This window comes from Dyadobacter sp. OTU695, assembly GCF_038440355.1.
GTDB lineage: Bacteria > Bacteroidota > Bacteroidia > Cytophagales > Spirosomataceae > Dyadobacter.
In genome coordinates, this window is sequence record NZ_JASATN010000001.1 from 178271 (window position 1) to 202431 (window position 24161).

At 48.3% G+C, this 24161-nt stretch carries 26 protein-coding genes; 10 read left to right on the forward strand and 16 right to left on the reverse strand.

What is annotated here, in order from left to right:
• Positions 1-9: 9 nt before the first annotated feature.
• Together AAHB90_RS00805 and sucD are read right to left on the reverse strand one after the other, a co-directional pair.
• A complete protein-coding gene (locus AAHB90_RS00805) occupies positions 10-1191 on the reverse strand; it encodes a DUF4271 domain-containing protein (RefSeq protein WP_342083003.1) in 1182 nt (393 codons plus the stop codon).
• 56 nt (positions 1192-1247) lie between these two features.
• Positions 1248-2126, reverse strand: coding sequence for a succinate--CoA ligase subunit alpha (gene sucD, locus AAHB90_RS00810; protein WP_015812376.1), 879 nt, complete (start codon positions 2124-2126; stop codon positions 1248-1250).
• A 103-nt stretch (positions 2127-2229) separates the two neighbouring features.
• Here sucD and AAHB90_RS00815 point away from each other — a divergent pair, with 103 nt between their 5' ends.
• The gene (locus tag AAHB90_RS00815; RefSeq protein ID WP_342083004.1) at positions 2230-2832 is read left to right on the forward strand and encodes a hypothetical protein; all 603 of its coding nucleotides are present in this window, start codon (positions 2230-2232) and stop codon (positions 2830-2832) included.
• Positions 2833-2929: 97 nt separating this feature from the next.
• Positions 2930-3427 (forward strand): azurin, encoded by a 498-nt coding sequence (gene azu, locus AAHB90_RS00820; protein ID WP_342083005.1) that lies wholly within the window; start codon positions 2930-2932, stop codon positions 3425-3427.
• Between the two features lie 57 nt (positions 3428-3484).
• On the opposite strand, the gene AAHB90_RS00825 is transcribed toward azu, so the two are convergent.
• Positions 3485-4018 (reverse strand): TlpA family protein disulfide reductase, encoded by a 534-nt coding sequence (locus tag AAHB90_RS00825; protein ID WP_342083006.1) that lies wholly within the window; start codon positions 4016-4018, stop codon positions 3485-3487.
• Between the two features lie 140 nt (positions 4019-4158).
• Between AAHB90_RS00825 and AAHB90_RS00830 the strand changes: the two genes are divergently transcribed.
• Positions 4159-5502, forward strand: coding sequence for a tetratricopeptide repeat protein (locus AAHB90_RS00830; RefSeq protein ID WP_446717865.1), 1344 nt, complete (start codon positions 4159-4161; stop codon positions 5500-5502).
• A gap of 135 nt (positions 5503-5637) precedes the next feature.
• Here the strand turns inward: AAHB90_RS00830 and AAHB90_RS00835 are convergent, their stop codons facing one another.
• The 3 genes from AAHB90_RS00835 to AAHB90_RS00845 all read right to left on the reverse strand — a co-directional run bounded on the left by AAHB90_RS00835 (position 5638) and on the right by AAHB90_RS00845 (position 7340).
• Positions 5638-6348: a superoxide dismutase gene (locus AAHB90_RS00835; RefSeq protein WP_342083008.1), complete on the reverse strand. Its 711-nt coding sequence runs from the start codon at positions 6346-6348 to the stop codon at positions 5638-5640.
• 23 nt (positions 6349-6371) lie between these two features.
• Positions 6372-6986 carry a recombination mediator RecR gene (gene recR / locus AAHB90_RS00840; protein WP_342083009.1) on the reverse strand — a complete coding sequence of 205 codons (615 nt, stop codon included), beginning with the start codon at positions 6984-6986 and terminating at the stop codon, positions 6372-6374.
• A gap of 78 nt (positions 6987-7064) precedes the next feature.
• Positions 7065-7340: an ATP-dependent Clp protease adaptor ClpS gene (locus AAHB90_RS00845; RefSeq protein ID WP_342083010.1), complete on the reverse strand. Its 276-nt coding sequence runs from the start codon at positions 7338-7340 to the stop codon at positions 7065-7067.
• 106 nt (positions 7341-7446) lie between these two features.
• Between AAHB90_RS00845 and AAHB90_RS00850 the strand changes: the two genes are divergently transcribed.
• The 3 genes from AAHB90_RS00850 (at position 7447) to AAHB90_RS00860 (ending at position 10325) form a co-directional block, all read left to right on the forward strand.
• Complete coding sequence (locus AAHB90_RS00850) at positions 7447-8913, forward strand: sodium:solute symporter (protein ID WP_342083011.1); 1467 nt, start codon at positions 7447-7449, stop codon at positions 8911-8913.
• Between the two features lie 199 nt (positions 8914-9112).
• Positions 9113-9685, forward strand: a complete 573-nt coding sequence (locus AAHB90_RS00855) for a hypothetical protein (RefSeq protein ID WP_342083012.1) — start codon at positions 9113-9115, stop codon at positions 9683-9685.
• A gap of 241 nt (positions 9686-9926) precedes the next feature.
• Positions 9927-10325 (forward strand): hypothetical protein, encoded by a 399-nt coding sequence (locus tag AAHB90_RS00860; protein WP_342083013.1) that lies wholly within the window; start codon positions 9927-9929, stop codon positions 10323-10325.
• 52 nt (positions 10326-10377) lie between these two features.
• On the opposite strand, the gene AAHB90_RS00865 is transcribed toward AAHB90_RS00860, so the two are convergent.
• Genes AAHB90_RS00865 through galE form a run of 7 tightly spaced genes read right to left on the reverse strand, consistent with a single transcriptional unit; the run spans position 10378 to position 17512 of the window.
• Complete coding sequence (locus AAHB90_RS00865; RefSeq protein WP_342083014.1) at positions 10378-10710, reverse strand: MGMT family protein; 333 nt, start codon at positions 10708-10710, stop codon at positions 10378-10380.
• Complete coding sequence (locus AAHB90_RS00870) at positions 10694-11293, reverse strand: DUF3109 family protein (RefSeq protein WP_342083015.1); 600 nt, start codon at positions 11291-11293, stop codon at positions 10694-10696. The genes AAHB90_RS00865 and AAHB90_RS00870 overlap by 17 nt, the downstream gene beginning before the upstream one ends.
• Before the next feature lie 12 nt (positions 11294-11305).
• Positions 11306-13828, reverse strand: coding sequence for a LysM peptidoglycan-binding domain-containing protein (locus AAHB90_RS00875; protein WP_342083016.1), 2523 nt, complete (start codon positions 13826-13828; stop codon positions 11306-11308).
• 29 nt (positions 13829-13857) lie between these two features.
• Entirely contained in the window at positions 13858-14499 is a 642-nt protein-coding gene (locus AAHB90_RS00880; protein WP_342083017.1) for an O-methyltransferase, read from the reverse strand.
• 39 nt (positions 14500-14538) lie between these two features.
• Complete coding sequence (gene rfbA, locus AAHB90_RS00885) at positions 14539-15405, reverse strand: glucose-1-phosphate thymidylyltransferase RfbA (RefSeq protein WP_342083018.1); 867 nt, start codon at positions 15403-15405, stop codon at positions 14539-14541.
• 35 nt (positions 15406-15440) lie between these two features.
• Complete coding sequence (gene rfbB, locus AAHB90_RS00890; protein WP_342083019.1) at positions 15441-16496, reverse strand: dTDP-glucose 4,6-dehydratase; 1056 nt, start codon at positions 16494-16496, stop codon at positions 15441-15443.
• Positions 16493-17512 carry a UDP-glucose 4-epimerase GalE gene (gene galE, locus AAHB90_RS00895; RefSeq protein ID WP_342083020.1) on the reverse strand — a complete coding sequence of 340 codons (1020 nt, stop codon included), beginning with the start codon at positions 17510-17512 and terminating at the stop codon, positions 16493-16495. Before galE ends, rfbB begins: the two co-directional genes overlap by 4 nt.
• Before the next feature lie 212 nt (positions 17513-17724).
• Between galE and AAHB90_RS00900 the strand changes: the two genes are divergently transcribed.
• Entirely contained in the window at positions 17725-18573 is an 849-nt protein-coding gene (locus AAHB90_RS00900; RefSeq protein ID WP_342083021.1) for a transglutaminase-like domain-containing protein, read from the forward strand.
• Positions 18574-18575: 2 nt separating this feature from the next.
• Here AAHB90_RS00900 and AAHB90_RS00905 read toward each other — a convergent pair whose 3' ends face one another.
• Positions 18576-19205: a 4'-phosphopantetheinyl transferase family protein gene (locus AAHB90_RS00905; protein WP_342083022.1), complete on the reverse strand. Its 630-nt coding sequence runs from the start codon at positions 19203-19205 to the stop codon at positions 18576-18578.
• Between the two features lie 30 nt (positions 19206-19235).
• Between AAHB90_RS00905 and AAHB90_RS00910 the strand changes: the two genes are divergently transcribed.
• The 3 genes from AAHB90_RS00910 to folB all read left to right on the forward strand — a co-directional run bounded on the left by AAHB90_RS00910 (position 19236) and on the right by folB (position 21640).
• Positions 19236-20135: a WD40 repeat domain-containing protein gene (locus AAHB90_RS00910; RefSeq protein WP_342083023.1), complete on the forward strand. Its 900-nt coding sequence runs from the start codon at positions 19236-19238 to the stop codon at positions 20133-20135.
• A gap of 107 nt (positions 20136-20242) precedes the next feature.
• Positions 20243-21280, forward strand: coding sequence for a DivIVA domain-containing protein (locus AAHB90_RS00915; protein WP_342083024.1), 1038 nt, complete (start codon positions 20243-20245; stop codon positions 21278-21280).
• A 9-nt stretch (positions 21281-21289) separates the two neighbouring features.
• Positions 21290-21640 carry a dihydroneopterin aldolase gene (gene folB, locus AAHB90_RS00920; RefSeq protein ID WP_019940367.1) on the forward strand — a complete coding sequence of 117 codons (351 nt, stop codon included), beginning with the start codon at positions 21290-21292 and terminating at the stop codon, positions 21638-21640.
• A gap of 38 nt (positions 21641-21678) precedes the next feature.
• Here folB and AAHB90_RS00925 read toward each other — a convergent pair whose 3' ends face one another.
• On the reverse strand, positions 21679-22935 hold the full coding sequence (locus AAHB90_RS00925; protein WP_342083969.1) for a saccharopine dehydrogenase family protein: 1257 nt from the start codon (positions 22933-22935) through the stop codon (positions 21679-21681).
• 3 nt (positions 22936-22938) lie between these two features.
• Positions 22939-24126, reverse strand: coding sequence for a PQQ-dependent sugar dehydrogenase (locus AAHB90_RS00930; RefSeq protein ID WP_342083025.1), 1188 nt, complete (start codon positions 24124-24126; stop codon positions 22939-22941).
• Positions 24127-24161 lie beyond the last annotated feature (35 nt).

A 24161-nucleotide genomic window follows, 5' to 3' on the forward strand; every position in this document is an offset into this window, starting at 1 on the left:
GTTTCCTGACTATAAAGCAAACTTCATACTCACAATGAGCGGGATTATTTCGATGACACAAAGGTAAGAAAATAAATAGAGATTAATCAACGAGCCGACTGGCTTGGCTACAACATATAGTGCGACGAACCGGGCCACATAGAAAAAAAGAAAAGGCAGAAGTATATATGGTCTGCTTGTTTCCAGCCAGTTGATATGGTTGGAATATAAACCAAAAATGACCAGAAACACCAACGCATAAAACAGGTACGATGATTGTACTATTTTGATGAAAATAATGTCGACCTGCTTGTCCAGATTGAGCATATTGCCCGCCAGGACCATGAATATGTACTTGGCGTATACCAGAAGAAAGAAGATCAGCGAAAGAATGCAGAAGTCTCCCAGAATTTGAAGCGTGTTAGCTTTTTCGGATAGTATCGTACTGACGGAGAATAGATTAAGTCTGTTCGCCGAGAGGTAAATGACCGTAAAGCCCATCATCATCGAACTGATCACGACAAAGAAGATTACGGTGTTGCTGTACGGCTTATTGATCTTCGAAAGCTGGTCGCGCGGGTCGTTGTTAAAAAATTCGATAGGATTTATCAAACGGATAAAAGAAAGCGGGTTCAGATTGTAAATCCACGCATTCATTATCAAAATAATGATCAATGCGATTCCCGCAAACGTGCCGAAAGGCGTGAAGGAAACCGGCTTGATATTGATGAACCCTGAACGAGACGGTGAGGGACTTTCGGAATCCGTCAGTTTTTTCTTGTTACAGATAATGACCGTCTTGTCGGAAATGCCCGGGCTGCCGTAAATAGTCAGAAGCAGTTCATCCTTGCGGTAAATACGGTGCAGGCTATCGAGGTTCAGCTCCTGCCATTTGCCTGCCGCAATGCGGTTTTGTAATGCGCCTTCGAGAAAAAGATAGCTCTCGCTCTCAGAATGGACAAGGAGGGAGTACCTTCTGTTTTTGACCAGATCGACGTAGATGCTTGCGAATCGGGTGCCTTCATTAACGCCCTGCGAAAACGGGACGTAGTTTTTGTATTGCTCGCTGTACACAAGCCAGTCGTCCTGGTAATTGTATACCGGAAAAAACTGGCTTGGCGGGTTTACTTTTGCCGCGCCCTGCGCCAACGACCCTAGTAAGGTTATTGCCGTGAAAAAAGCCCAAAAAACAGCGGGAAATATGGACTTCATCGGTACAAAAAAGGCTGGGTTTCCCCAGCCCTTTGATCAAAGTCAGTTAGCAATGATTATTTCTTTCCAAGTGCCAGCAACATCGTTTCGCCGATCAATGCAGGCGATTCTGCGACGAAGATGCCCGACTCTTTCATAATTCTGATTTTTGCTTCCGCAGTATCGTCCGCGCCGCCGATGATCGCACCCGCGTGACCCATGCGACGTCCTTTCGGTGCAGTCTGTCCAGCGATGAAACCTACGACAGGCTTTTTGTTGCCGGTCGATTTGATGTATGCAGCAGCGTCCGCCTCCATGCTTCCGCCGATTTCACCGATCATTACGATCGCTTCAGTTTCGTCGTCGTTCATCAGGAGCTCAACCGCTTCTTTCGTAGTGGTACCAATAATAGGGTCGCCGCCGATACCGATAGCCGTAGTCTGGCCTAATCCTGCGCGTGACAACTGATCTACCGCCTCGTAAGTAAGCGTTCCGGATTTTGATACCAGACCGATCGTTCCTTTTTTGAAGATAAAGCCAGGCATAATACCTACTTTACATTCTTCCGCGGTGATAATACCAGGGCAGTTAGGGCCGATCAGACGTGTGTTTTTGCCTTTGATATACTCTTTCGCCTGCATCATATCCTTGGTTGGGATACCTTCGGTGATACAAACGATCACGCCGATACCAGCATCAGCAGCTTCCATGATCGCGTCAGCGGCAAAAGCCGGCGGAACGAAAATGATCGAAACGTCTGCACCGGTAGCGCGTACGGCAAGGTCAACTGTATTAAAAACAGGTCTTTCCAAATGAGAAAGCCCACCTTTGCCAGGCGTAACACCACCTACGACATTCGTACCGTATTCAATCATTTGCTGGGCGTGGAACGAGCCCTCCGAACCGGTAAATCCCTGAACTATAATCTTGGAGTTTTTATTAACTAAAACGCTCATGTTGGTAAATCAGTTTTTTCGGTAAAAGTAGGACGAAAAGCACGAAGTAGCAAAATGTAGGCATAATTTGTAAATTGCTTTTTTGACGACATGATGGCTGTTTATGAACATATTTCTGAATCCGCACATATTTTCTAACCTCGTTCTGACGATCACCAGTTTATTTATCTTCATCCGGTATTTCAGGCAGCAACCCGTTCTGATCAGGTGGCTCTGGGGCATTTTCTTCGGAAGCATTTCGCTCGTCGCCTTGACTGACTTTCTGTTTTATGCCGGTGTTGAAGGGCTGGGGATGGCCCGCGAGATATTCGAAGCGGGGGAGATGACGCTCGGTGCGATGTGCCTGGTCACGGCGTCGTGGTGCCTGATCATGCGCTATCAGAGCGGCAAATACCTGTTTTATTCCACCGTTGGTCTAGGCGCTTTACTTTTCTATTGCATTACCTGGTTCCGGGTGGAGTATGTCGGATTGATCATCAAGGCGTTCTGTATCCTGGTAGCACTGCTGATCTCCTGCGTCGGCCTCGCCAACCGTCAGAAGAGCGCATTGTGGACGTTGTTTTCAATGATGCTGCTGGCACTTTCTACGAAGTCGGGCAAGCTGCCGTTGCCGATGGACCCGGTGGATATCAATCACTATATGATGGTGTTATCGGTTATTTGCGTCGGAATGGCCGTTCGCGACCAGTATAAGATCCTCTTTTAAGTTCAAACAATTGTTAATGGATTGTATTTTTCAGAACCCGTGTCGTAAATTGCACCAGTTAAATCTTAACCAACAAAAGTTTACTAATACTCAGAATATGAAAAGGACCAAGTATGGCGTAATGCTTCTTGCCTCTGTTTTGGCTTTCGGAGCAGTTACATTGAACCCTGTTTCGGCTAAAACATCTCCTGCAAAAGAAGTAGCAAGCGATGTGAAGCAAGCTAAGGCGATCGTGATCAAAGGAAGCGATGCAATGCAGTTCGACCTGAAAGAGATCAAAGTGAAGGCTGGACAAAAAGTGAAACTTACGCTGACACACTCAGGTAAACTTGCGAAAGCTGCTATGGGTCACAACTGGGTTCTGCTGAAACCAGGTACTGATGTAGCTGCATTCGGTTCAAAAGCTGCTGCTGCCAGGGAAACAGATTATATCCCTGCATCAGAAAAAGCCAGCATCATCGCGCATACCAAGCTGGTAGGCGGTGGAGAAAGCGATACTATCGAGTTCACAGCTCCTGCAAAAGGGACTTATACATACATTTGCAGCTTCCCAGGCCACTATGCGCTGATGAAGGGTAGCTTCATTGTTGAATAAGCTAACCTGAAATTGATATAAAAGGCGTCATGCACATTGCACGACGCCTTTTCTGTTTTATATCGCAGCCAATTGCTTCTCGATGAGCTCAATCACTTCGGGCCGGTCCCATTGCGAGGCGCCTATCTCCTGCGCCAGTATCTTTCCCTTATATATAATGTAGGTTCTCGGGATTGCATTGCCGTCGAGCGCCTGCGGATAAGCGCCGGCATATTGATAAAACGGAAGATCATAGCCTTTCCGGGCGATGAAGGGATTTACCGTTTCGGCATCCTCATCGGATATAATGTAGAAGGCGATTTTCCCATTGTCCTTGTATTTGTTGTACAGGGTTTGGATGCCCGGCATTTCCATGTTACACGGCCCGCACCAGGTTGCCCACACGTTTACGAATGCGATCTTGTTCTCGTCCATCGCCACTTCCTTGCCTGTAAGGTCGGTGAGCGGCAGATAAACCGATTCCTGCGCGGCAGGTGCTTCGGCGAGTTCGTTGTTTTGCTGCACGGGTGATTTGAAAAATACGAAATAAACCGCCGCGCCGGCTATTATCAGCATTAAAACAAGCAATATTTTCCTGGTGGTTGAAGACATAACTGGTGTGGTTCTGGTGAATGGATGTGGATTGGAGCTATTCCAAAAATAGGGCTTTTCTTTTTTTGATGCTGACTCGGAATTTGAATACTTTTATACACTATTTAAAAAACATTGATTTGAGGAAAAGGTTTACATTCATGAGACTTCAATTTACGGGCATTTCATTTCTTTTTGCGTTTATCTTCCATTGCCCCGCTTTCGCACAACGTTCAGCAGCCGAGTACTTCGAAGACGGTAATACCAAAGCCGGAACAGGTGATTTCAATGGGGCAATGCAGGCCTACACCTCGGTGATCTCCATGAATCCTGACCATGCGCCCAGCTATTTCAACCGCGGGCTCGCCAAGGCCAATCTCAAAGACTACCGTGGAGCGATGCAGGATTACGACAAAGCCATCGAACTGAATCCCAAGGAAGCACTTTATTATCAAAGCCGTGGTGTAAGCAAGAGTTTGCAGGAAGATTTTCGCTCGGCGATCGAAGATTATTCGAAATCTATAGAGCTCAATCCCGAAGAGCCTAAGGCTTACTACAATCGCGGTGTGAGTTATGCCAAATTGAAAAATCACCGCAATGCGCTGATCGACCTGGACCACGCGCTCGCACTGAACCCGGACGAGCTTGCCGCATTATATGCGAGAGGGAACTGTAAGCAGGATTTGCAGGAATACGCCGGCAGTCTCGCGGATTTTACCCGTGTGATCGAGCTTAGTCCGAAACGAACCGGCGCATATGCCGGCAGAGGCTTGGCCAAACTCGAACTCGGAGATTATCAGGGTGCCGCCGCCGATTTTACCCGTGCCATCGAACTGAGCCCGAACGACAGCGAATATTACAGCAACCGCGGGTTTGCCAAGAATAAACTCGAAGATTTTCAGGGCGCTATTATCGATTTTGACAAAACGATCCAACTCGACCCCGAAAACTACAATGCCTATTACGGCCGCGGATTTGCCAAAGGGAAGCTAAATGACCCCCGCGGGGCTATCGCAGATCTTTCCAAAGCCATTGAAGTGAAAAACGCATATACCGGCGATCCTAAAAAGAACGCGTTTACAGGAAAAATCAATAAAGAAAAGCTGGACGAACTGCGCGACCAGGTACAGACACACGTAAAGATCGAAACCCTCACGAACGAGCGCGCGGAGGCATATTACGTACGCGCGATCGCAAAGTCGAAGGTAGGGGAGTTGAAAGGCGCGCTGGCCGACCTGACGACTGCCGTCGAACTCAATCCAACCTATTCAAATGCCTATTTCTCACGGGCGATGATCCGCTCAGCATCGGGCGATCAAATGGGTGCGGTGCTGGATTTTACCAGTTCTATTAAACTGCGTTCCGATTATCCGGAAGCCTATTATCTGAGGGGAATTATCAAAAACAGCCTGGGGGAAATCAACGACGGCTGTCTCGATTTAAGCAAAGCCGGTGAATTGGGTTATCAGCAGGCTTATAAGGTGATTGGGGCTTACTGTAATTAGATTTTTGAAAGGGAGGAAGAATTGTATTGTCTCCCTGAGCGGAGTCGAAGGGCGTGCACAACGGTAATCCGCATGGACTGTCTTCGACTTCGCTCAGACTGACATTTCTTCGCTCAGATTGATATTTCTTCGTTTTTAAGCTTTTTTTAAATTCTCAGCAACCTTATCCCAGTTCACCACATCCCAGAACGCCTTGACATAATCCGGGCGTTTGTTTTGATAATGCAGGTAATAGGCGTGCTCCCAAACGTCGATGCCGAGGATTGGTGTTCCTTTGAAATCGGAAACGTCCATCAATGGGTTGTCTTGGTTAGGCGTGGAACCTACGGCGAGTTTTCCACCTTTTGCCACGAGCCAGGCCCAGCCTGAGCCGAAACGGGTAGTTGCAGCTTTGCCGAACTCTTCTTTGAACTTGTCGAATGAACCGAACTGGGCATTAATGGCGTCGGCAACGGCACCGGTTGGCGCAGCGCTCTTCTTAGGACCCATTACTTCCCAGAAGAAAGTGTGGTTCCAATGCCCGCCGCCGTTGTTACGGATTGCCGCGGGAGCCTTGCTGATCGATTTGATGATATCTTCCAGGGACTTTTTCTCCCATTCTGTTCCTTTTACCGCATCGTTGAGGTTTTTGACATATGCAGCATGGTGCTTTCCGTAGTGGATCTCCATGGTCAGCTTGTCGATGCTGGGCTCCAGTGCGCCAAAGTCATAAGGAAGCGGGGCCTGCTTGAATGGAGCGGTTTCCACCAATATGTTGTTGGATGTTTTTGCAAGTGATTGCTCAGCCAATGCGCCAACAGTAAGTGCGCTGCCGGCGAGTGTCCGCAAAAAGTCTGTTCTATTCATGATAGTACATTAAGTGTTTAGTGTTAATCGTAAGCCACCCGGCTTACAATGCTGCGGCCGAGTGTGATCTCGTCCGCATATTCCAGGTCTCCGCCGATGGGGATACCTCTTGCGATAGTGCTTATTTTGACTCCGGTGGCCTTCAACTTTTTTTGCAGGTAAAAAGCAGTGGTATCACCTTCCATGGTTGGGCTCAATGCTAATATTACTTCCCGAACCGGCTCTTCTCCTTCGGCATTGCCTACTCTTAACATCAAAGAATCGATTTCAAGATCTGATGGGCCGATGCCTTCCAGCGGCGAGATGATGCCGCCGAGTACATGGTATAAGCCCCGGTACTGGTTCGTCGATTCGATGGCGAGCACGTCACGCGTATCCACGACGACGCATATGGTAGTCTGATCGCGCTTGTTATTGTTACAAATATTGCAAAGTACGTCGTCGGCGATGTTGTGGCAGCGGGTACAGTAAGTGGTTTTGGTACGCATGTTCACCAGCGCATCGGACAGCGAGCGTGTCTGCTCCTCGTCCCTTTTCAGCAAATGTAATGCCAGGCGTAATGCCGTTTTTTTGCCGATCCCCGGCAGGCGGGAGATTTCGGCGACGGCTTCCTCAATAAGACGTGAGGGATAATTCATAAGAAGATGCTGAGTGATGGGTTTGAGCGGACATCAAAACCCGTTTTGTTGATGCTGGCAGTGCGGTGGCGGGCGAAATTAATGCACTTCCGCTGAAATGCCCCTCCGGCATATTTCGTTGCGCATCCCGGCGAGCTCGTCGAAAGACCCTTCCTTAACAGAGCATTTGCCTTTATAATGGATAATAATCGTGCATTGTTCGGCTTGTTCGCTGGTGTGGCCGCAAACTTCGACCAGCGTATCGATCACCCAATCGAAGGTATTCACGTCGTCATTGTAGATTACCAGCTTTTTAATGTCCGTATCTACGGTTTCTTCCAGAATTTCCAGCTCTGTATCTGTGAGCGCTTGCATAACAACCAAATTTCTGTTTGATTAGCAAATCTAATTAAAAACGGAGACTATCCGAAGCTTTTAAGCGCCTTTTAATCCACTCCTGAATCCCCAAATACCCACTTTAATGAACCCTTATATTTCCCTGGTGATACTGGTAGTTTACTTTGGAATGCTGATCACAGTGTCCATTTTTACTTCCAGAGGCGCGGATACCAACACTTTTTTTACAGCTAACCGGCAGTCGCCCTGGTATCTGGTGGCATTTGGGATGATCGGCACTTCGCTGTCGGGCGTCACATTCGTTTCTGTCCCGGGTGCGGTGGTGAATATCCAGTTTTCCTATTTCCAGGTGGTGATCGGATATATTCTGGGGTACCTGGTGATTGGTACGGTGCTGATGCCTTTGTATTACCGGCTGAACCTGATTTCGATCTACTCCTATCTCGAACAACGTTTTGGCTTCTGGTCATACAAAACAGGTTCCGGCTTCTTCCTGCTCTCGCGCACGGTGGGGTCGGCGGTGCGCCTGTATGTGGCTGCGCAGGTATTGCAGCTTGCGTTGTTTAAGCCGTTGGGCATTCCGTTCGAAGTGGCGGTAGCCATTACCATTTTTCTGATCTGGATTTATACTTTTAAAGGCGGGGTTAAAACGATCATTGTTACCGACACGCTGCAAACCTTTTTCCTTATTACCGCCGTCATTCTTACGATCGTATTGGTTTCCAGCGAGCTGAATTTGCATGGGATCGGCGATATCTGGACCAGCGTTCAAAACAGCGGCTATTCCAAGATATTTTATTGGGATACCAACGATCCAAAAAACTTCTTCAAACAATTCTTCGCGGGGGTATTTATTGCCATCGTAATGACCGGCCTCGATCAGGATTTAATGCAGAAGAACCTGACTTGCAAAAACATTGGGGAAGCGCAGAAGAACATGTTCTGGTTTGTGGTGGTACTGGTGATCGTCAACTTCCTTTTCCTGTCGCTTGGAGCGTTGCTTTACGTATATGCAGAGGCGCAAGGCATACCCACACCCGCAAAGACAGACGATTTCTATCCGATGCTCGCATTGAATCATCTGGGATTGGTGGTAGGCATTACCTTCCTTTTGGGCATAACAGCCGCTACCTACGCCAGTTCCGATTCGGCTCTCACTGCGTTGACAACCGCGTTCTGTATCGATTTCATGAATATCGAGAAGCGGCCCGAGGAAAAGCGGTCGTCGATTAAGTTCTGGGTCCACGTAGGCTTTTCGGTGGTCTTCTATCTCGTAATCCTGATATTCAACAGGATGAATAACAAGGAAGTGATCACAGCGGTATTCGACCTGGCGGGCTATACCTACGGGCCGTTGCTCGGGCTGTTCTCGTTCGGCGCGTTTTTGAAACGACCAGTGAAGGACCGCTTCGTACCGTTCGTCTGCATTCTTGCACCGATATTGACCTACATTATCAACGACCACTCTGCCGAATGGTTCAATGGTTATAAATTTGGATTTGAACGGCTCATAATCAATGGGTTAATTACTTTCATCGGCCTTTGGCTACTGCATGATCGGGCCGCAAAACGTTACGTTCCTCAGGCGTAAACAGGCCGTAAATTTTAGAAAATATATTAATACTCAGAATCCCTGGAAACGGTTACACAATTCCAGGGATTTTTCTTGCATATATTCAAAAAAATCTTAACTTTCTGATAAAATCAGGCGTGTAATTCATGCCACCTGATGGATGTTTTGTTGAAAGATTGAGTTCGGTTATTTATTTAACAAACTAAACTTTTGCAGTATGAAGACACTGTCAGTTATTTTATTAGGCATCGTACTTTGTGTTTCTTGCAAGGACAAAGCCGCAGAAGAGGAAGCTGCCCGTCAGGCTAACCTCGAAAAGGAAAAACAAGCCATTAAAGCTGTCATAGAGAATGAAACAAAATCATTTTTCGCGCGGGATTTCAACGCCTGGAAATCGAATTATGCGCAAACCGACTATGCCTTTCAGGCTTGGAGCAATGATGACGGTACTTTCGATTCCAATGTAGGTTGGGCAGATATAAACAAGCAGGTAGGGAAATATATCCAGGATAATCCCGAGCCCGTATCCAGCCACCCGATCGTGGAACGGAAAAACATGATCTTCAAATTTTATGATGATGATGTGGCTTACCTTACCTGGGACCAGTTCAATAGCGATAAATCCGAAAAGAATTTTCACCATAGTAAAGAGGTAAGGCTGCTTGAAAAGATCAATGGCGAATGGAAGATCGTATGCGTGTCGGCATTCTGGGACTATCGTCACCCGATACCCGCCAGCAGGCTGCCAATGATTCAGAAGATTGCGAATGAAAGCAGAGGAAAGATTTAACTCCGTGCAACCACGTGTAAAGCGTTCGTTTTCAGGCACAAATGTTCGGTACCGAACAGCCTGTTGTGAAAATGGAAGTAGCTGAAAAATTTTTGAAAATAATTGTAAGCTACTCATCGTCAGTGTATTAAAAGTGTGAAGTGCCGCAGTTTGGTTTGCAAAAATCAGGTGTGGCACATCCTTTTTTTATTTAAAGTCAACTGTGCGATTGTACAGGAACAAACTTTAAATACTTATAGCCATGAAAATCTCCATTGTTTCCATCCTGACCAGCGCCTTTGCGCTCACTTTGTCTTTCACTTCTTTTGCAGCAGACAAAAAGAAAAACAAAGAAGAAAAAGAAACCGCCAGTGCGGTAGTTTTTGACGCTGCATTGTATAAAGTAGGCGACACCAACAAAGTACGGTTGTCGGTTGACAAAAATGCAAATGAAAGACTGCGTGTAGTGTTGAAAGACAAAGCTGGTAAAATCTATTACTCGGAAGTATTCAACGAGCGTGAATCAAAATACCGCCGCGTGTTTAACCTCGATGAAATGAGCGACGGAACTTACTATTTTGAGATGTCTCACAAGAAAGACAAAAAGGTGAAAGAAGTGAATATCGAAAGCACCAGTTCAAAAATGATCTCGCTGCAATGAATGCCGAACCCATAAAAAATCCCGGCCTTTTCGGAGGTCGGGATTTTTTATGTCAATGCAATTCCTTTTCGGGATCCCAGAAGCATTGTTCCCAATTTACGATGCGGTTGTTTTCTACTTTCACGCCCTCGCTTTCGAGCCTTTCCTGCATGGTAGTGGGTGTTTCAAAAAGCTGGCTTGCGCTAAGCTCTCCCGCTTTGTTCACGACGCGGTGAGCCGGAATGCCTTGTTCATGGTAACTGCTACCCATCGCCCAGCCGACCAATCTTGCTCCCCGCTTGTTACCGAGATATGCGGCGATCGCTCCGTAGGAAGTCGCTCGTCCTTTCGGGATTTGCCTTACCACGTCGTAAACGTCATTGAAAAAGTCATTTCCCTTTTTCATGCTCGTTTGCGCGGGCCTGTTGTCTGTCGTCGATTTCATTCGAAAGTTGTCGGTACCAATCCTCTCCATATGCGCGGATAAGCGGGTCTTTCAGGAATTTGTAAACCGGAACTTTCAATTGCTGGCCCAGGCTGCATGCGGGGCTGCATATTTCCCAGCGGTCGTAGTTGAGCGCGTGGTACTGCTCATATTTCGTGACCCTGATAGGGTACAAATGACAGGAAATCGGCTTTTTGTAGCTGATCTTGCCATCATTATAGGCCTCTTCGATGCCGCATTTGAGAATGCCTTTCTGGTCGTAAATGGCGTATGCGCATTCGCGGCCGTTGATAATGGGCGTCACGTAGTCGCCATCCCAGTCTTTGGTCCAGGTGCCTTCTGCGGCGATTACCTTTTTGCCAGCTTCGGACAGGTAGGGCTCAACTTCGGGATAGATCTCATCGAGAATCGCGAGTTCCCCCTCATCCAGCGGTGCGCCGGAATCCCCCTCCACACAACATGCACCTTTACATTTGTCGAGATTACAGACAAATTCCTGGTCTTCGATGTCGTCGCTAATGCACGTATTTTCAATGAGAATCATAATGATAACAGCCTATTGCTGAGGTATTTTGAGTTTTTGTCCCACCATAACACTATTTCCGGACATATTGTTTAATTTCTTAATGTCTTCCACATTGGTATGGTAATTTTGGGCAATGCGGAAGAGTGTCTCGCCCGGCGCAACAGTATGTGTTTGTGCTCCCGACGGTTGGCTAGCTGTTTCTGCTTCACTTCCCTCACCTCTTCTCACACGCAGTTTCTGCCCCGATTTCAGTCGATCCGAATCGCTCAAGTTATTCAATTCGAGCAGTTCTTTGATAGAAATATTGTAAGCTTTTGAAATACTGTAATAAGTCTGGCCGCTCTGAACGGTATGAAACTCGCTGCCCGGTGTCGCCGAAAGGCGTGTCTCTTCCTTGATCTCTTCCGGTGTTTTGAATGTAGCAGCTGGTGCGGGACGTTCTACGGCCACTTTGGTTGGAGCGGGAGCCTCGGTGCGTACGGTTTCTTCACCTGATTTCGACACAAGCAGCCGTTGCCCTGATACCAATCGGCTTTGCGCAGACCGGTTATTGATCGTCAGCAATTCGCGCAATGACAGATTGTACTTGCTGGCAATACCAAAATAGGTATCGCCGGGCTCAACGGTGTGATAGGTGGGCGATGCCGAAGCGGTAGTCACGTTTTTCTCGTCTGCACTGCTCCAATTGGCAGGCTCGGTTTGTTTCCTGGCCGGAGCTTCTTTTTCAGCTTCTCCCGTACGTTCCGAACGCATGCGGGTGTAGACAGAGCCGGAAGAGGCGGTAGTCCGGGTAGTGTTTGGCGTTACGACTTTGCTCGCGGTGCCGGACTTGGCATTCGGTTTCTCTTCTTCATTCGATTTGAATGCGCTGTTGGTATCCTCCTGCGTAATAATCACGACTCGATCGTTGGTGTTTGCCGCGGCGGCAGGTGTTTTGGCCGCAGGAGCAGACGGTTTATACAGATTGGCCGCATTGGACGCAGCCTTTTCGCTAGATGCGCTGGAAGCGGCAGGCGTTGGAGAAGGTTCTGTTTCTTTTGCTACGCTGCTGTCATTTTTTTCCACTAAAACCGGGGTGTATTTCTTGCGGCCCGATGGATTGCTCGGAATGTTACTGTTCGTTCCGGCCGGTGAGGTAGTAGCGGAGACAGGTGCTTTTTCCGGAACGACCGATACGCCGGCGGCCGCAATGATTGAATCCTTTTTAGCAGGGGGATTTTGTTGCGGTGGAGCAATAATCTCGATAGGCTGTTTGCGCGGCCGTTTTTTCGTCAGGAATAGCACCTGGCCGGTTTGAATAGGGTAGTTACGGCTCGTGGTACGGTTAAATTTCAAGAGATTTACCAAACGGATACCATATTGCTGGGACACGCTCAGCCAGGTATCGCCAGGGCGGGCCGTATGAGATGGCGTGGCCGCTTTTTTGTGCTTGCGCGAGAGGTAATATACCTGCCCCGGAACGAGCGGCATGTCTGCCAGCAGGTCGTTGTAGCGCATGAAACGCGGGGTGCGGATACCGGCCGCTTTCGCCAGAGTCTTGGGCTTATCGCCGACGCGGGCTTCGATACCCGGCAAGCCATTGATTTCGTAAAGTGTAGGGGAATTAGGCTCTTGCAGCTGAACAGCCGATTTTTTCAGGACTGGAAACCCGGTATCCTCGTAAACCGACGCAACGGACGCCTGACGGGGCGGCAGCGATAGCTTTTCGCGTACGGTCGCAACCTGATCGACGGGTACCGGCAGTGTAACGAGGTACTCGCGGTCGTTGGGCACTTTATCATCGTTGAGCCACTTGTTATGGTTTTTCAGTTCCGCTGCGGGAACTCCCAATGATCTGGCGATTTCATCAAGCGATTGCCCTTTGCCATAATCCGATTCCATCAAAACAAAGGCATTAGGCGACTTGTAACGCTCGATACCCGATTCCAATGCGATTTTATGGGCAAAAAAACGGAGCATATAACGGTCGGTTTTGCCATTGAGCGTCACCTCACGTGCGTATGCCCAACTCGCGGGAACGACTTTCTTCACGCCACCTGCTCCCTGATAATAGGAATACAGAGTAGTAACCCAGTTGTTGAATTGCTGGTTATTCTTTTTCAGATACCATGCAGCAGCGTGTGTGGAGGAGCTGATATTCTTTCTTTCATCCACATCATTATCCACACGCAGGTTCAGTTCACGCGCGGTTTCCGGCTTAAACTGCCAGTAACCGACCGCATTTGAGCTCGAAACCACATCGGGGCGGAAAGAACTTTCCTGAACGGCCAGGTATTTAAAGTCGATAGGCACTTCCTCATCCATTAAAATGCCTTCTACGATAGGAAAGTGCATAATGGCGCGGTCCATTTTTTCTTCCCAGAATTTCCGGTTCGACATCAGGCTTTTGACGTCTTCCTCGATAATATCCTGCGCGCTCCTGTCGAACTTGACGGTAATGCCGCCGAAAGAGACGCTGGACGGGATTTCGGGAGCCTGTGCGTAAACCATATTGCAGGTCAGCAGCAGGACGATAACAAAAGTGATAATGTTGTTAGTGGAAGTTCTGGCCATAAAAAGTAAAAACGCCTGACTATTGAGTACTATAATTTCTGAAGAATCATCAATCCGTCGCGGATTGGTAGCAGGATATTGGATACCCGGGGATCTTCATGGACCATCCGGTTGAAATCCAGCAATGCCTGCGTGTCTTTGTCAACCTTTTTCAACTGCTCAACGACTTTGCCGCTCCATAGCACATTGTCGGCGATAAGGAACCCGCCCGAGCGTACTTTTTCGAGGCAGAGGTTAAAATAAGAAGAATAATTGATTTTATCCGCATCGATGAAGACGAGGTCGAACGTATCGGTGAGCGTAGGAATAATATCCAGCGCATTGCCGACGCGGTAGTCGATCTGGTCCTTAAAAGGCGATTGATCGAAATATCGCCTCGTGAAGCTCTCGAGTTCTTCGTTTACGTCGATGGTAATGAGCTTCCCACCGGGGTTCAGCCCCTCACAAAAGCAAATGCCCGAGTAGCCGGTGTAAGTGCCGATTTCCAGAATGCGGTCGGGCCTGATCATCCTGGAAATCATTGAAAGGAACCTGCCCTGTAAATGGCCCGAGAGCATACGGGGGCTGAGAACGTTGGCGTGGGTATCCCTGTTGAGAGATTTCAGCAATGCATTCTCTTCCTCCGTGTGGGCTGCGGAATATTCTTCGATTTCCTCTACCAAAAACTTCATTCGAATAGGATAATGTGCTACTGCCGGTGCCGCTGCCCGTCAGGCATTGGCTACAATGCGTTCCAGATAAGTGCCATAGCCGCTCTTCAAAAGAGGCCTGGCGATTTCACGCAATTGTTCTGCATTAATAAAGCCCATGCGGTATGCGATCTCCTCAATGCAGCCCACTTTTAAACCCTGCCGTTCTTCGATCACCTGAACGAACTGGCCGGCCTGCATGAGCGACTGGAATGTGCCCGTATCGAGCCATGCCGTGCCGCGGTTAAGGACGCCTACTTTCAGCTTGCCGCGTTCGAGGTAAACCCGGTTCACGTCCGTGATTTCGAGCTCGCCGCGTGGTGACGGAGGGATCGTTTTAGCGATTTCAACGACGTCGTTGTCGTAGAAGTACAAGCCCGGCACTGCATAATTGGATTTCGGTTCCACGGGTTTTTCCTCAATGGAAATCACATGATTGGATTTATCAAATTCTACAACGCCGTAACGCTCCGGATCGTGTACCTGGTACGCGAAGATCACGCCGCCTTCGGGATCGTTGTTGGATTGAAGCAATGTCGAAAGGCCCGATCCGTAGAAAATATTGTCTCCCAGGATCAACGCCACTTTATCATTGCCAATGAATTCTTCACCGATAATGAATGCCTGCGCGAGGCCATCCGGGCTCGGTTGCACGGCATAGCTGAACTCGCAGCCGAGGCGGCTTCCGTCGCCAAGCAGCTTCTCGAAATGCGGCAGGTCATGCGGCGTCGAAATGATCAGGATTTCACGGATACCCGCCAGCATCAGGATTGAGAGCGGGTAGTATATCATCGGTTTGTCATAAACAGGCATGAGCTGTTTGCTGACTGCCAACGTAAGCGGGTGTAACCTCGTACCGGAACCGCCGGCCAGAATAATGCCTTTCATAAATAGAGTTTCAATTGAGTAAAGAAATGACCGGATTATCTATCCTGATACATTTCATCATAATATTTCTGGTAATTACCGGAGGTTACATTGTTCAGCCAGTCCTGGTTGGTAAGGTACCAGTCAACCGTTCTTTCCAGGCCTTCCGCGAATTGCAGAGAAGGTTTCCAGCCCAGTTCTTCCGACAACTTTGTGGCATCGATCGCGTAACGCAGGTCGTGCCCGGCGCGGTCGGTTACGTAAGTGATCAGCTGCACGCTTTCACCCTCGCTACGACCGAGCTTGCGGTCCATAATGCTGCAAAGCAGGTGCACGAGGTCGATGTTCTTCCACTCGTTGTGCCCACCGATATTATAGGTATCGCCATTCGTCCCTTTATGGAAAATCACGTCGATCGCGATCGCATGGTCTTCCACGAACAGCCAGTCGCGGATGTTTTCGCCTTTTCCGTACACGGGAAGTGGTTTTTTCTGGATGATATTGTGGATCATCAGTGGGATCAGCTTCTCAGGGAAATGGTTTGGACCGTAGTTGTTGGAACAGTTTGAAATGACTATCGGCAGCTTATAGGTATTATGATATGCCCTTACAAAATGGTCGGACGAAGCTTTCGAAGCTGAATAAGGCGAGCGCGGGTCGTAACTGGTTGTTTCCACGAAGAATGTGCCGGGATCGTGCAGTTCCCCATAAACCTCGTCGGTTGAAACATGGTAGAAACGGCGGCCGCTGAAATCGTCCTTCCATGCCTTTTTAGCAGCATTTAAAAGGTTTACAGTTCCAACTACATTCGTCATGACGAACGACATAGGATCAGTGATCGAACGGTCGACATGACTTTCGGCTGCCAGGTGGACAACGCCGTGGAAATCGTTTTCAGCGAACAACTTGTCGATAAATGCCGCGTCGACAATATCGCCTTTTACAAATGTATAGTTCGGCGCATTCTCGATGTCGCGCAGGTTTTCGAGGTTACCTGCGTATGTAAGCGCGTCGAGGTTATAAATATGATACTCTGGGTGAAAGTTGACAAACCGGCGAACAACGTGTGAGCCGATGAAACCCGCACCTCCCGTAATCAAGATTTTTTTCATTTTTCAGCTTTTAGTTTTAGTTGCCAGTTCCATGCGTCGCGAAGCGCGTCAGCCATGGTTTTTTCGGCACGCCATTTCATTACATTATTTACCTTATCGGACTGAGCGTAGATTTTCTCGACGTCCCCTTCGCGGCGTGGCCCGATGGTGTAGTTGAGTTTCACGCCGTTTACTTCCTCAAAAGTATTAATCAATTGCAAAACGGTATAACCTTCTCCCGTTCCTACATTAAATACATCATAATAGTTAGTATCCGTCTGCGATTCGAGCAGGTCGAGCGCCTTCACGTGAGCCTTCGCGAGGTCTACCACGTGGATGAAGTCGCGGATACAGGTGCCGTCGGGCGTGTCATAGTCGTTGCCGAACACAGTGAGCGACTTGCGAAGACCGGCGGCAGTTTGCGTAATGAATGGTACCAGGTTGCTCGGCACGCCATTCGGCAGCTCACCGATCAGCGATGTTTCGTGCGCGCCGATGGGGTTGAAATACCGGAGCGAGATCGCCTTAATTCCCGGACCTGAATGCACATGGTCGCGGATAATGTCCTCGGCAATCGCCTTGGTATTGCCATACGGCGAGTTGGCCGGCAGGCGTGGAGTGCTTTCGGTTACCGGCAGTTTTTCGGGCTGGCCGTATACCGTGCACGAGGAGGAGAAAACGAACTTATCGACATTGAATTCCTTCATGGCGCGAAGCAGTACCAGAAGTGAAATCAGGTTGTTTTCGTAGTAGTTCAAAGGCTTTTCAACCGACTCTCCCACAGCCTTGTACGCTGCAAAATGGATAACGCCGTCGAACTTTTCCTTTTCAAACAAGGCCCTTACCTTGTCGGCATCATTGCAATCGATTTCGTAGAATGGAAACGTTTTGCCGGTGATTTTTTTGATTCCTTCTAAAACGTTGAGATTGGAGTTGTACAGGTTGTCGATAATGACCGGTTCGAACCCTGCATTGTGCAACTCCACCACGGTATGAGAACCGATAAATCCGGCCCCTCCGGTAACGAGAATTTTCATGCGTTATGTGCGTTTTTTATAAAAATATGGTGGTATAGATGGTATTCAAAAAAGACTCCAAACAATGCAGCAGGACGCAAATAGCGCACAGTTACCATGAAAAACGCGGTTTCGGGCCGTCTTTTTTTCCGGGCAAAAGTAGAAAATTTGACGTCCATTAAAAAAAAATGTTTTTATTTATCCGTTGGTTGTAAAACGCAGATTTGAGGAAAATGGACCAGAAAGAAATCAAGGCACTGATATCCTTACTTGATGATGAAGATCATGAAGTGAGTCAGCATGTTGAAGGGAAGATATTATCGTTGGGAGGGACAGTGATACCTTTTCTGGAGACTGAATGGGAAGAGAGTTTCAATCCGATCGTGCAGCGCAAGATCGAGGAACTGATCCACGAATTGCAGCTTAGTATCATGATCGAACGGTTGCAGGCGTGGAAAAACGGCGGCGGGCTCGACCTGCTGGAAGGTATGTGGATCATTGCCACCTACCATTATCCCGACCTTTCAATCGAAAAGCTCAAAACGACGATTGAGCAGCTTTACTATGACATCTGGATCCAGTTCCAGGAGGAAATGAATGCGGTAGACCAGGTTAAACGCATTAATAGTATCTTTTTCGGTGTGATGAATTTCGCGGCAAACACCAAGAATTTCCACTCACCGACCAATTCGATGATCAACTCGGTGCTCGAAAGCCGCCGCGGTAACCCCATTACTTTGTGCGTGATCTATTTATTGATTGCGAGAAAGCTGGGAATGCCGGTGTATGGGGTCAATTTGCCTAATCTGTTTGTGCTTACCTATAAGAGCGATAAGACCCAGTTCTATATTAATGTATTCAACCGCGGGATCATTTTTTCCAAAACAGATATAGACCATTATATCGCCCAATTGAATATCAAATCCAAGGATATTTTCTACCAGCCCTGCACCAATCTGGAAATCGTGCAACGGGTATTGCGTAACCTGATCCTTTCCTACGAAAAAACCAGCGAGCAGGACAAAATCAGGGAAATTGAGAAAATACTCAAATCGACGCTCGACGAGTTTCCCGAAAGCTGATATCAAAGCGCGATGGCCAGGCAATGGCCATCGAACCAGCGAATGTGAATGTTTGAGGGAACGATGATGTCCTCGTCGGTAAGGCTTCCTCTCAGGGTAATGTCGGAGTTTTCAAACGGGCTGATGAAAATAGAGTCCCGGAAACTGATCTTTTTCTTTCCGTACAATTTATACAAAGCCTCTTTCGCGCACCAGTACATGCAAAGGCGGTCAATTTCGTCCCGGGCATGGTCGTACTCGGGTGGGGAAAGGTATTTTTTCGAGGTACGCTGCAGTTTTGCATCCGTTTTTTCCATATCTATCCCGATGGCGGCTGCCGGGTTAATGGCCACGGCGACAAACTCGGCGGTGTGGGTAATGGAAATATGCGAATCGTTGTCGATCAGGAACGCTTTGCCGTGCTCGTCCTTGTGAATGCCCACGTAGTTGATCCCAAACTGTTCGGCCAGGGTCTTGATCAACATTCTGCTGGCGAGCCATTCGCGTTTTTTTTGCGGATGGGATATTTTGTCGAGCTCCTCCTGGTTAAAGCCGTTCCCCAGAGCATTTTGAAGTTCCGCTTCGGTTTCCGTCAGTTTCCAGAGCAGTAATGTGCTGCTATCTTGTATCTTTTCGGAATGAACGAGGGGCATGGTAATACTGTTTGCTACAAAACTATCAAGATGAATATTCGCAAAGTAGATACTTTTTCCGGTCATAGGGACAGTGTTTATACAATTATTTCTGATGAAACGGGGCGCGGCTTTTACTCCGCGGGGGCCGATGGCTTCGTAATCCAATGGGATTTGCAAAAGCCCGATCTTGGAAAGCTCGTCGCACGTGCGGGCACATCCGTATATGCGCTCGCATTGCACGAGAGGAGCGATTCGCTATGGATCGGGCAGAATTTTGAAGGTATTCAGGTTTTGAATATCAAAGAAAATGCCATTGAAAAGACCTCGAAAATAACCACTTCGGCCATTTTTGACATTCGGTTTGCCGGAGACAAAGCGCTTGTTGCATTAGGTGACGGCGTGGTGGCGGTGATCGACGTTCCGTCCTTCGCCGTTCAGAAGCATATCAAAATCGCAGACAAGAGTATCCGCAGCATTGCGGTGAATATCGATACCAATGAATTCGCAACCGGCGACAGCGATTGCAACGTGCATATCTTCGACCTGGACGGTTTTAAATTAAAAAAGACAATTCAGGCGCATACAAACTCGGTATTTTCCGTTAAGTATTCACCGGATGGCAAATACCTCTTTACGACCGGTCGGGACGCGCACCTGAAAATCTGGGACGTCAACGATGCATACGGCATTGTTTCCGACATCCCCGCGCACATGTACGCGATCAACGACATTACATTCAGTCCTGACCGCTCCCTCTTTGCTACCTGCAGTATGGACAAGTCCATAAAATTGTGGGACGCAGCCACATTCAAGCTTAAAAAAATTATCGACCGGGCACGTCATGCGGGCCATGGAACGTCGGTCAACAAACTGCTCTGGACGGGTTATGAAAATCAGTTGATTTCGTGCAGCGACGACCGTATGATATCGGTTTGGGAGGTCTCGTAAGCCAATACTTATAATATGGTAATGTTGGTAAATACTTTGAAAAATGATTCATATATCTTTAACTTACACGACCGTTTTTAACTAGGCATCAAAGCATAGAATGCATCATGAAAATATCCGCTATAGAGATACGCAAGCACACTTTTGAAAAGATTTTCAGAGGTTATGACCCGGACGAAGTAGATGCTTTCCTGAACTCTCTGTCTCAGGAATGGGAGCGGTATTCAAGCGAAAACAACTTGCTGAAGATGCAGCTGGAATACGCGGAGAAGGAATTGGCGAAGTTGAAAGATATCGAATCAACCTTATTCAGAACCTTAAAAGCAGCCGAAGATACCAGTAAGTTAATCGAGAAAGAAGCCAACGAAAACGCGGAAAAAAGAATAGAAGAGTCGCGTACGGCGGCGAACGACCTGGTAGCGGAAGCGGAACAGCGCACGAGCCAGATCATCAAACAAACCGAGGACCGGCTGGCGCGTTTCAAGGAGGATTTTGCACAGGAAGTAAAAATACAGGAACGCGATTTCCGCGCTATCGAGAACTTCCGGGATAACCTCATTGTACAACTGAGCTCACTGGCCAACAGCGCGCTGGAGACAGTGGAGCGCTTCGAGCAGAAATACGACAAGGAGTCCGTCCTCAATAAAATGGAGGACATTAAAAAGCACATCGCGGAAATCGAGATTCCTAAGAAGATCGTATTCCAGCAGCCTGTGAAAATAGAAGTAGAAGAAACAGCCGAAGAGCCCGAGGCACAGGTAGTGTTGCAGGACGACAAGCCGGAAGTGGTATTTGAAATCGCGACAGAAGAGCAACCTGAACCGGAAGCAGTTTTTGAAGTCGATCCAGAATTGCCGGAGGCGGTTGAGCCGGAAGAAGAAATACCGGCAGTAGCCCCTGTCGCGGCAATTTCCGAGCCCGAGCCTGCGCCCGTTCCGGAACCAGAGCCTGTCCGCGAAGAACAGGTTGCCTTCAACAGGCCAAGACAAACACCTAAAACCGCCGCGGAAGAAGCCGAAGAGGTGCTGGCGGAAATGCATAAGGTGGCAGAGAAAGCGAGAGATTCTTCGACGGGCGTCAACCGGCCGAGAGAAAACAGCCAGCCGAAAAAATCAGGCGGCGGTTCATTTTTTGATCAAATTTAATAGACACCCTTGGGAACGATCAGTCTTGAAGGACTCGAATTTTTTGCATATCACGGCTATTATCCCGAAGAGCAACGCATCGGAAATAAATACGCCCTGGATATTACCATTACCACGGACTTTTTCCGTGCCGCACAACACGACAAGCTGAGCGAGACCGTCAACTACGAAACCATTTACCAGCTAACGGCCAAGGTCATGAAAGAGCCGGCCAAACTTTTGGAACACATTGGTTTTAATGTAATTGAAAAAATACGGGAGCATTACCCGACGGTAGAGAAAGTCACCGTGAAAGTCTCAAAATTCAATCCGCCGATAGGAGGGGTTTGCACCCGGGCGGTGATAACGATGGAAGGATAACAAGAAAGGCGGTTTTTAAAACCGCCTTTCTTGTTATATCAATATTCGTGGGGAAGTTCGATGTCCACCGCTTCATGCCACGGCAGTCCATGAACGTTCAGCAGCGCCATGAACGGATCCGGATTCAATTCCTCTACATTATAAACACCCGGCTTCATCCATTCTTCGTTGGTGAGCATCAGCATGGCACCAATCATCGCAGGAACGCCTGTCGTGTAGCTAACAGCCTGCGCCCGCACTTCGCGATAGCATTCGGCGTGATCGCAGTTGTTCCAAACGTAGTAGGTTCTTTCCACACCATCTTTGATACCTTTGATCTGGCAGCCAATGGAAGTCTGGCCTGAGTAGTTCTCGCCCAATGTGTCGGGTGCGGGCAGTACCGCTTTCAGGAATTCCAGGGGAACAATGTCAATACCATTAAATTTGATCGGCTTAATGCTCGTCATACCTACATTTTCGAGCACATTCAAATGCGTAATGTAAGCCTGACCGAAAGTCATCCAGAAACGAGCGCGTTTCAGGGTCGGGAAGTTCTTCACGAGCGATTCGAGTTCTTCGTGGTAGAGTACGTAGCTCTCTTTCGGTCCGATGCCGGGATAATCGATCGGTTTATGGATAGACATCGCGGGGATCTCAACCCATTCGCCGTTTTCCCAATAGCGGCCCGGCTGGGTGATCTCGCGGATGTTGATTTCCGGGTTGAAGTTGGTCGCAAATGCTTTTCCGTGGTCGCCTGCATTACAGTCGATAATGTCCAGGTAATGCATTTCATCGAAATGGTGCTTGGCAGCGTGGGCAGTGAAAACCTGCGTGGCACCCGGGTCGAAACCGCAGCCCAGAACGGCCATCAGTCCTGCTTCTTTGAAGCGCTCCTGGTAAGCCCATTGCCAGCTGTATTCGAATTTAGCAACGTCTTTCGGTTCGTAATTGGCAGTATCGAGGTAATGTACACCGGTTTCGAGGCAGGCCTCCATGATCGTTAGATCCTGGTAAGGCAACGCCACGTTGATGAGCACTTTGGGTTGGAAACGCTTGATAAGCAGTACCGTTTCGGCCACGATGTCGGCATCGACCTGTGCGGTCTGGATGTCAACGCCATGCATTTCCTTGATTTCGGCTGCTATTTTATCACATTTCGCCTTGGTGCGGCTGGCGAGCATTATTTCGGTGAAAACATTGCTGTTCAATGCGCATTTGTGTGCCACTACGCTTCCGACACCTCCTGCGCCAATGATAAGAACCTTGGACATTTTAATAGGTTTAAATTTCCGGCAAAGATAGGACGACCGGTTAATTTTTCAATTTAAATTTCCGTTAACCACCTTCATCACTTTGCCTCCGCCGTAGTTCAAATAGTATACTTCCCCCTTGATATCCTGCCCGAAAGATGAAATAGCGCCCTTACCTTCCATGATCAGCGTGTTGCTCTTCCGGGTATCGCCGTCGAGTTCGAGTGCCCAGATGCGACCGCTGATATAATCGCCGTAAATGTACTTGCCGGCAAGTGCAGGAATGGCCGAACCACGGTACACGTAGCCGCCGGTGATCGAGCGGTCGCCATTGTTCTGGCTGTAATCGTATACCGGACCGATAAGGCCTTGCTGGTCACAATTGGATGAAGGATTATAGCAATCGATACCTTCCTTCATGCGCCAGCCGTAGTTGCCGCCTTTGGTAATAATGTCGATCTCTTCCCGTTCATTCTGGCCCACGTCACCTGCGAAAAGTTTGTCGCTGCCCATGTCAAAGCTAATGCGCCAGGGGTTACGAAGGCCGTAAGCATAGATTTCGGGCAAATTTCCCGTAGTTCCAGCCACAAATGGATTGTCGGCCGGAATGCCGTAATGGCCTTTCGAAGTCCCGTTCACGTCTACCCGCAGGATTTTGCCCAAATGGCTTTTCAAATTCTGGGCATTGTTCTGTGGGTCACCGCCGCTGCCTCCATCACCGGTGGCAACATAGAGGAAGCCGTCTTTCCCGAATTGCAGCGAGCCGCCATTGTGATTATCGAATGGCTGGTTGAAGGTAAATAAAACCACTTCGCTTGCCGGATCTGCCTGCGTAACGTTGGTCGCCTTATACCGAGATATCACCGTTTTCAGCGGTGTGCCGGACGTGTAGTTGACGAAGAAATAGCCGTTGGTTTTAAAATCAGGATGAAATGCGAGGCCTAGTAACCCGCGTTCGCCACCCGACCGTACTTTGCTTCTAATGTCCAGAAAAGTAGAGCTGGCCGAGACATTTTCAGCATTTGAAAACATTTTAATAACACCACCTTGCTCAACGACGAAAAATTGGCTGCTATCGCCCGGCGCTTGCACGAGATCGACCGGCTGGCTGAATGTGAGTGCAGGAAAGACGTCCTTGGAATCGATAGAATCCTCTGGGAAACGATCTTCGATTATTTCGGGATCGTCGGATTTGCAGGCTAAAAGTGCAATGATAATAGCCAGCGGAACGAGCGTTAGGCGAAATATGGCTTTCATGAGGTCGTAGTAGTAAGTTTCTAAAACAACGTCAT

What these genes read in the sequence shown, in the direction of transcription:
- AAHB90_RS00805 (WP_342083003.1), bottom strand. Translation starts at nt 1,191, where the DNA reads ATGAAGTCCATATTTCCCGCTGTTTTTTGGGCTTTTTTCACGGCAATA.
- sucD (WP_015812376.1), bottom strand. Translation starts at nt 2,126, where the DNA reads ATGAGCGTTTTAGTTAATAAAAACTCCAAGATTATAGTTCAGGGATTT.
- AAHB90_RS00815 (WP_342083004.1), top strand. Translation starts at nt 2,230, where the DNA reads ATGAACATATTTCTGAATCCGCACATATTTTCTAACCTCGTTCTGACG.
- azu (WP_342083005.1), top strand. Translation starts at nt 2,930, where the DNA reads ATGAAAAGGACCAAGTATGGCGTAATGCTTCTTGCCTCTGTTTTGGCT.
- AAHB90_RS00825 (WP_342083006.1), bottom strand. Translation starts at nt 4,018, where the DNA reads ATGTCTTCAACCACCAGGAAAATATTGCTTGTTTTAATGCTGATAATA.
- AAHB90_RS00830 (WP_446717865.1), top strand. Translation starts at nt 4,159, where the DNA reads ATGAGACTTCAATTTACGGGCATTTCATTTCTTTTTGCGTTTATCTTC.
- AAHB90_RS00835 (WP_342083008.1), bottom strand. Translation starts at nt 6,348, where the DNA reads ATGAATAGAACAGACTTTTTGCGGACACTCGCCGGCAGCGCACTTACT.
- recR (WP_342083009.1), bottom strand. Translation starts at nt 6,986, where the DNA reads ATGAATTATCCCTCACGTCTTATTGAGGAAGCCGTCGCCGAAATCTCC.
- AAHB90_RS00845 (WP_342083010.1), bottom strand. Translation starts at nt 7,340, where the DNA reads ATGCAAGCGCTCACAGATACAGAGCTGGAAATTCTGGAAGAAACCGTA.
- AAHB90_RS00850 (WP_342083011.1), top strand. Translation starts at nt 7,447, where the DNA reads ATGAACCCTTATATTTCCCTGGTGATACTGGTAGTTTACTTTGGAATG.
- AAHB90_RS00855 (WP_342083012.1), top strand. Translation starts at nt 9,113, where the DNA reads ATGAAGACACTGTCAGTTATTTTATTAGGCATCGTACTTTGTGTTTCT.
- AAHB90_RS00860 (WP_342083013.1), top strand. Translation starts at nt 9,927, where the DNA reads ATGAAAATCTCCATTGTTTCCATCCTGACCAGCGCCTTTGCGCTCACT.
- AAHB90_RS00865 (WP_342083014.1), bottom strand. Translation starts at nt 10,710, where the DNA reads ATGAAAAAGGGAAATGACTTTTTCAATGACGTTTACGACGTGGTAAGG.
- AAHB90_RS00870 (WP_342083015.1), bottom strand. Translation starts at nt 11,293, where the DNA reads ATGATTCTCATTGAAAATACGTGCATTAGCGACGACATCGAAGACCAG.
- AAHB90_RS00875 (WP_342083016.1), bottom strand. Translation starts at nt 13,828, where the DNA reads ATGGCCAGAACTTCCACTAACAACATTATCACTTTTGTTATCGTCCTG.
- AAHB90_RS00880 (WP_342083017.1), bottom strand. Translation starts at nt 14,499, where the DNA reads ATGAAGTTTTTGGTAGAGGAAATCGAAGAATATTCCGCAGCCCACACG.
- rfbA (WP_342083018.1), bottom strand. Translation starts at nt 15,405, where the DNA reads ATGAAAGGCATTATTCTGGCCGGCGGTTCCGGTACGAGGTTACACCCG.
- rfbB (WP_342083019.1), bottom strand. Translation starts at nt 16,496, where the DNA reads ATGAAAAAAATCTTGATTACGGGAGGTGCGGGTTTCATCGGCTCACAC.
- galE (WP_342083020.1), bottom strand. Translation starts at nt 17,512, where the DNA reads ATGAAAATTCTCGTTACCGGAGGGGCCGGATTTATCGGTTCTCATACC.
- AAHB90_RS00900 (WP_342083021.1), top strand. Translation starts at nt 17,725, where the DNA reads ATGGACCAGAAAGAAATCAAGGCACTGATATCCTTACTTGATGATGAA.
- AAHB90_RS00905 (WP_342083022.1), bottom strand. Translation starts at nt 19,205, where the DNA reads ATGCCCCTCGTTCATTCCGAAAAGATACAAGATAGCAGCACATTACTG.
- AAHB90_RS00910 (WP_342083023.1), top strand. Translation starts at nt 19,236, where the DNA reads ATGAATATTCGCAAAGTAGATACTTTTTCCGGTCATAGGGACAGTGTT.
- AAHB90_RS00915 (WP_342083024.1), top strand. Translation starts at nt 20,243, where the DNA reads ATGAAAATATCCGCTATAGAGATACGCAAGCACACTTTTGAAAAGATT.
- AAHB90_RS00930 (WP_342083025.1), bottom strand. Translation starts at nt 24,126, where the DNA reads ATGAAAGCCATATTTCGCCTAACGCTCGTTCCGCTGGCTATTATCATT.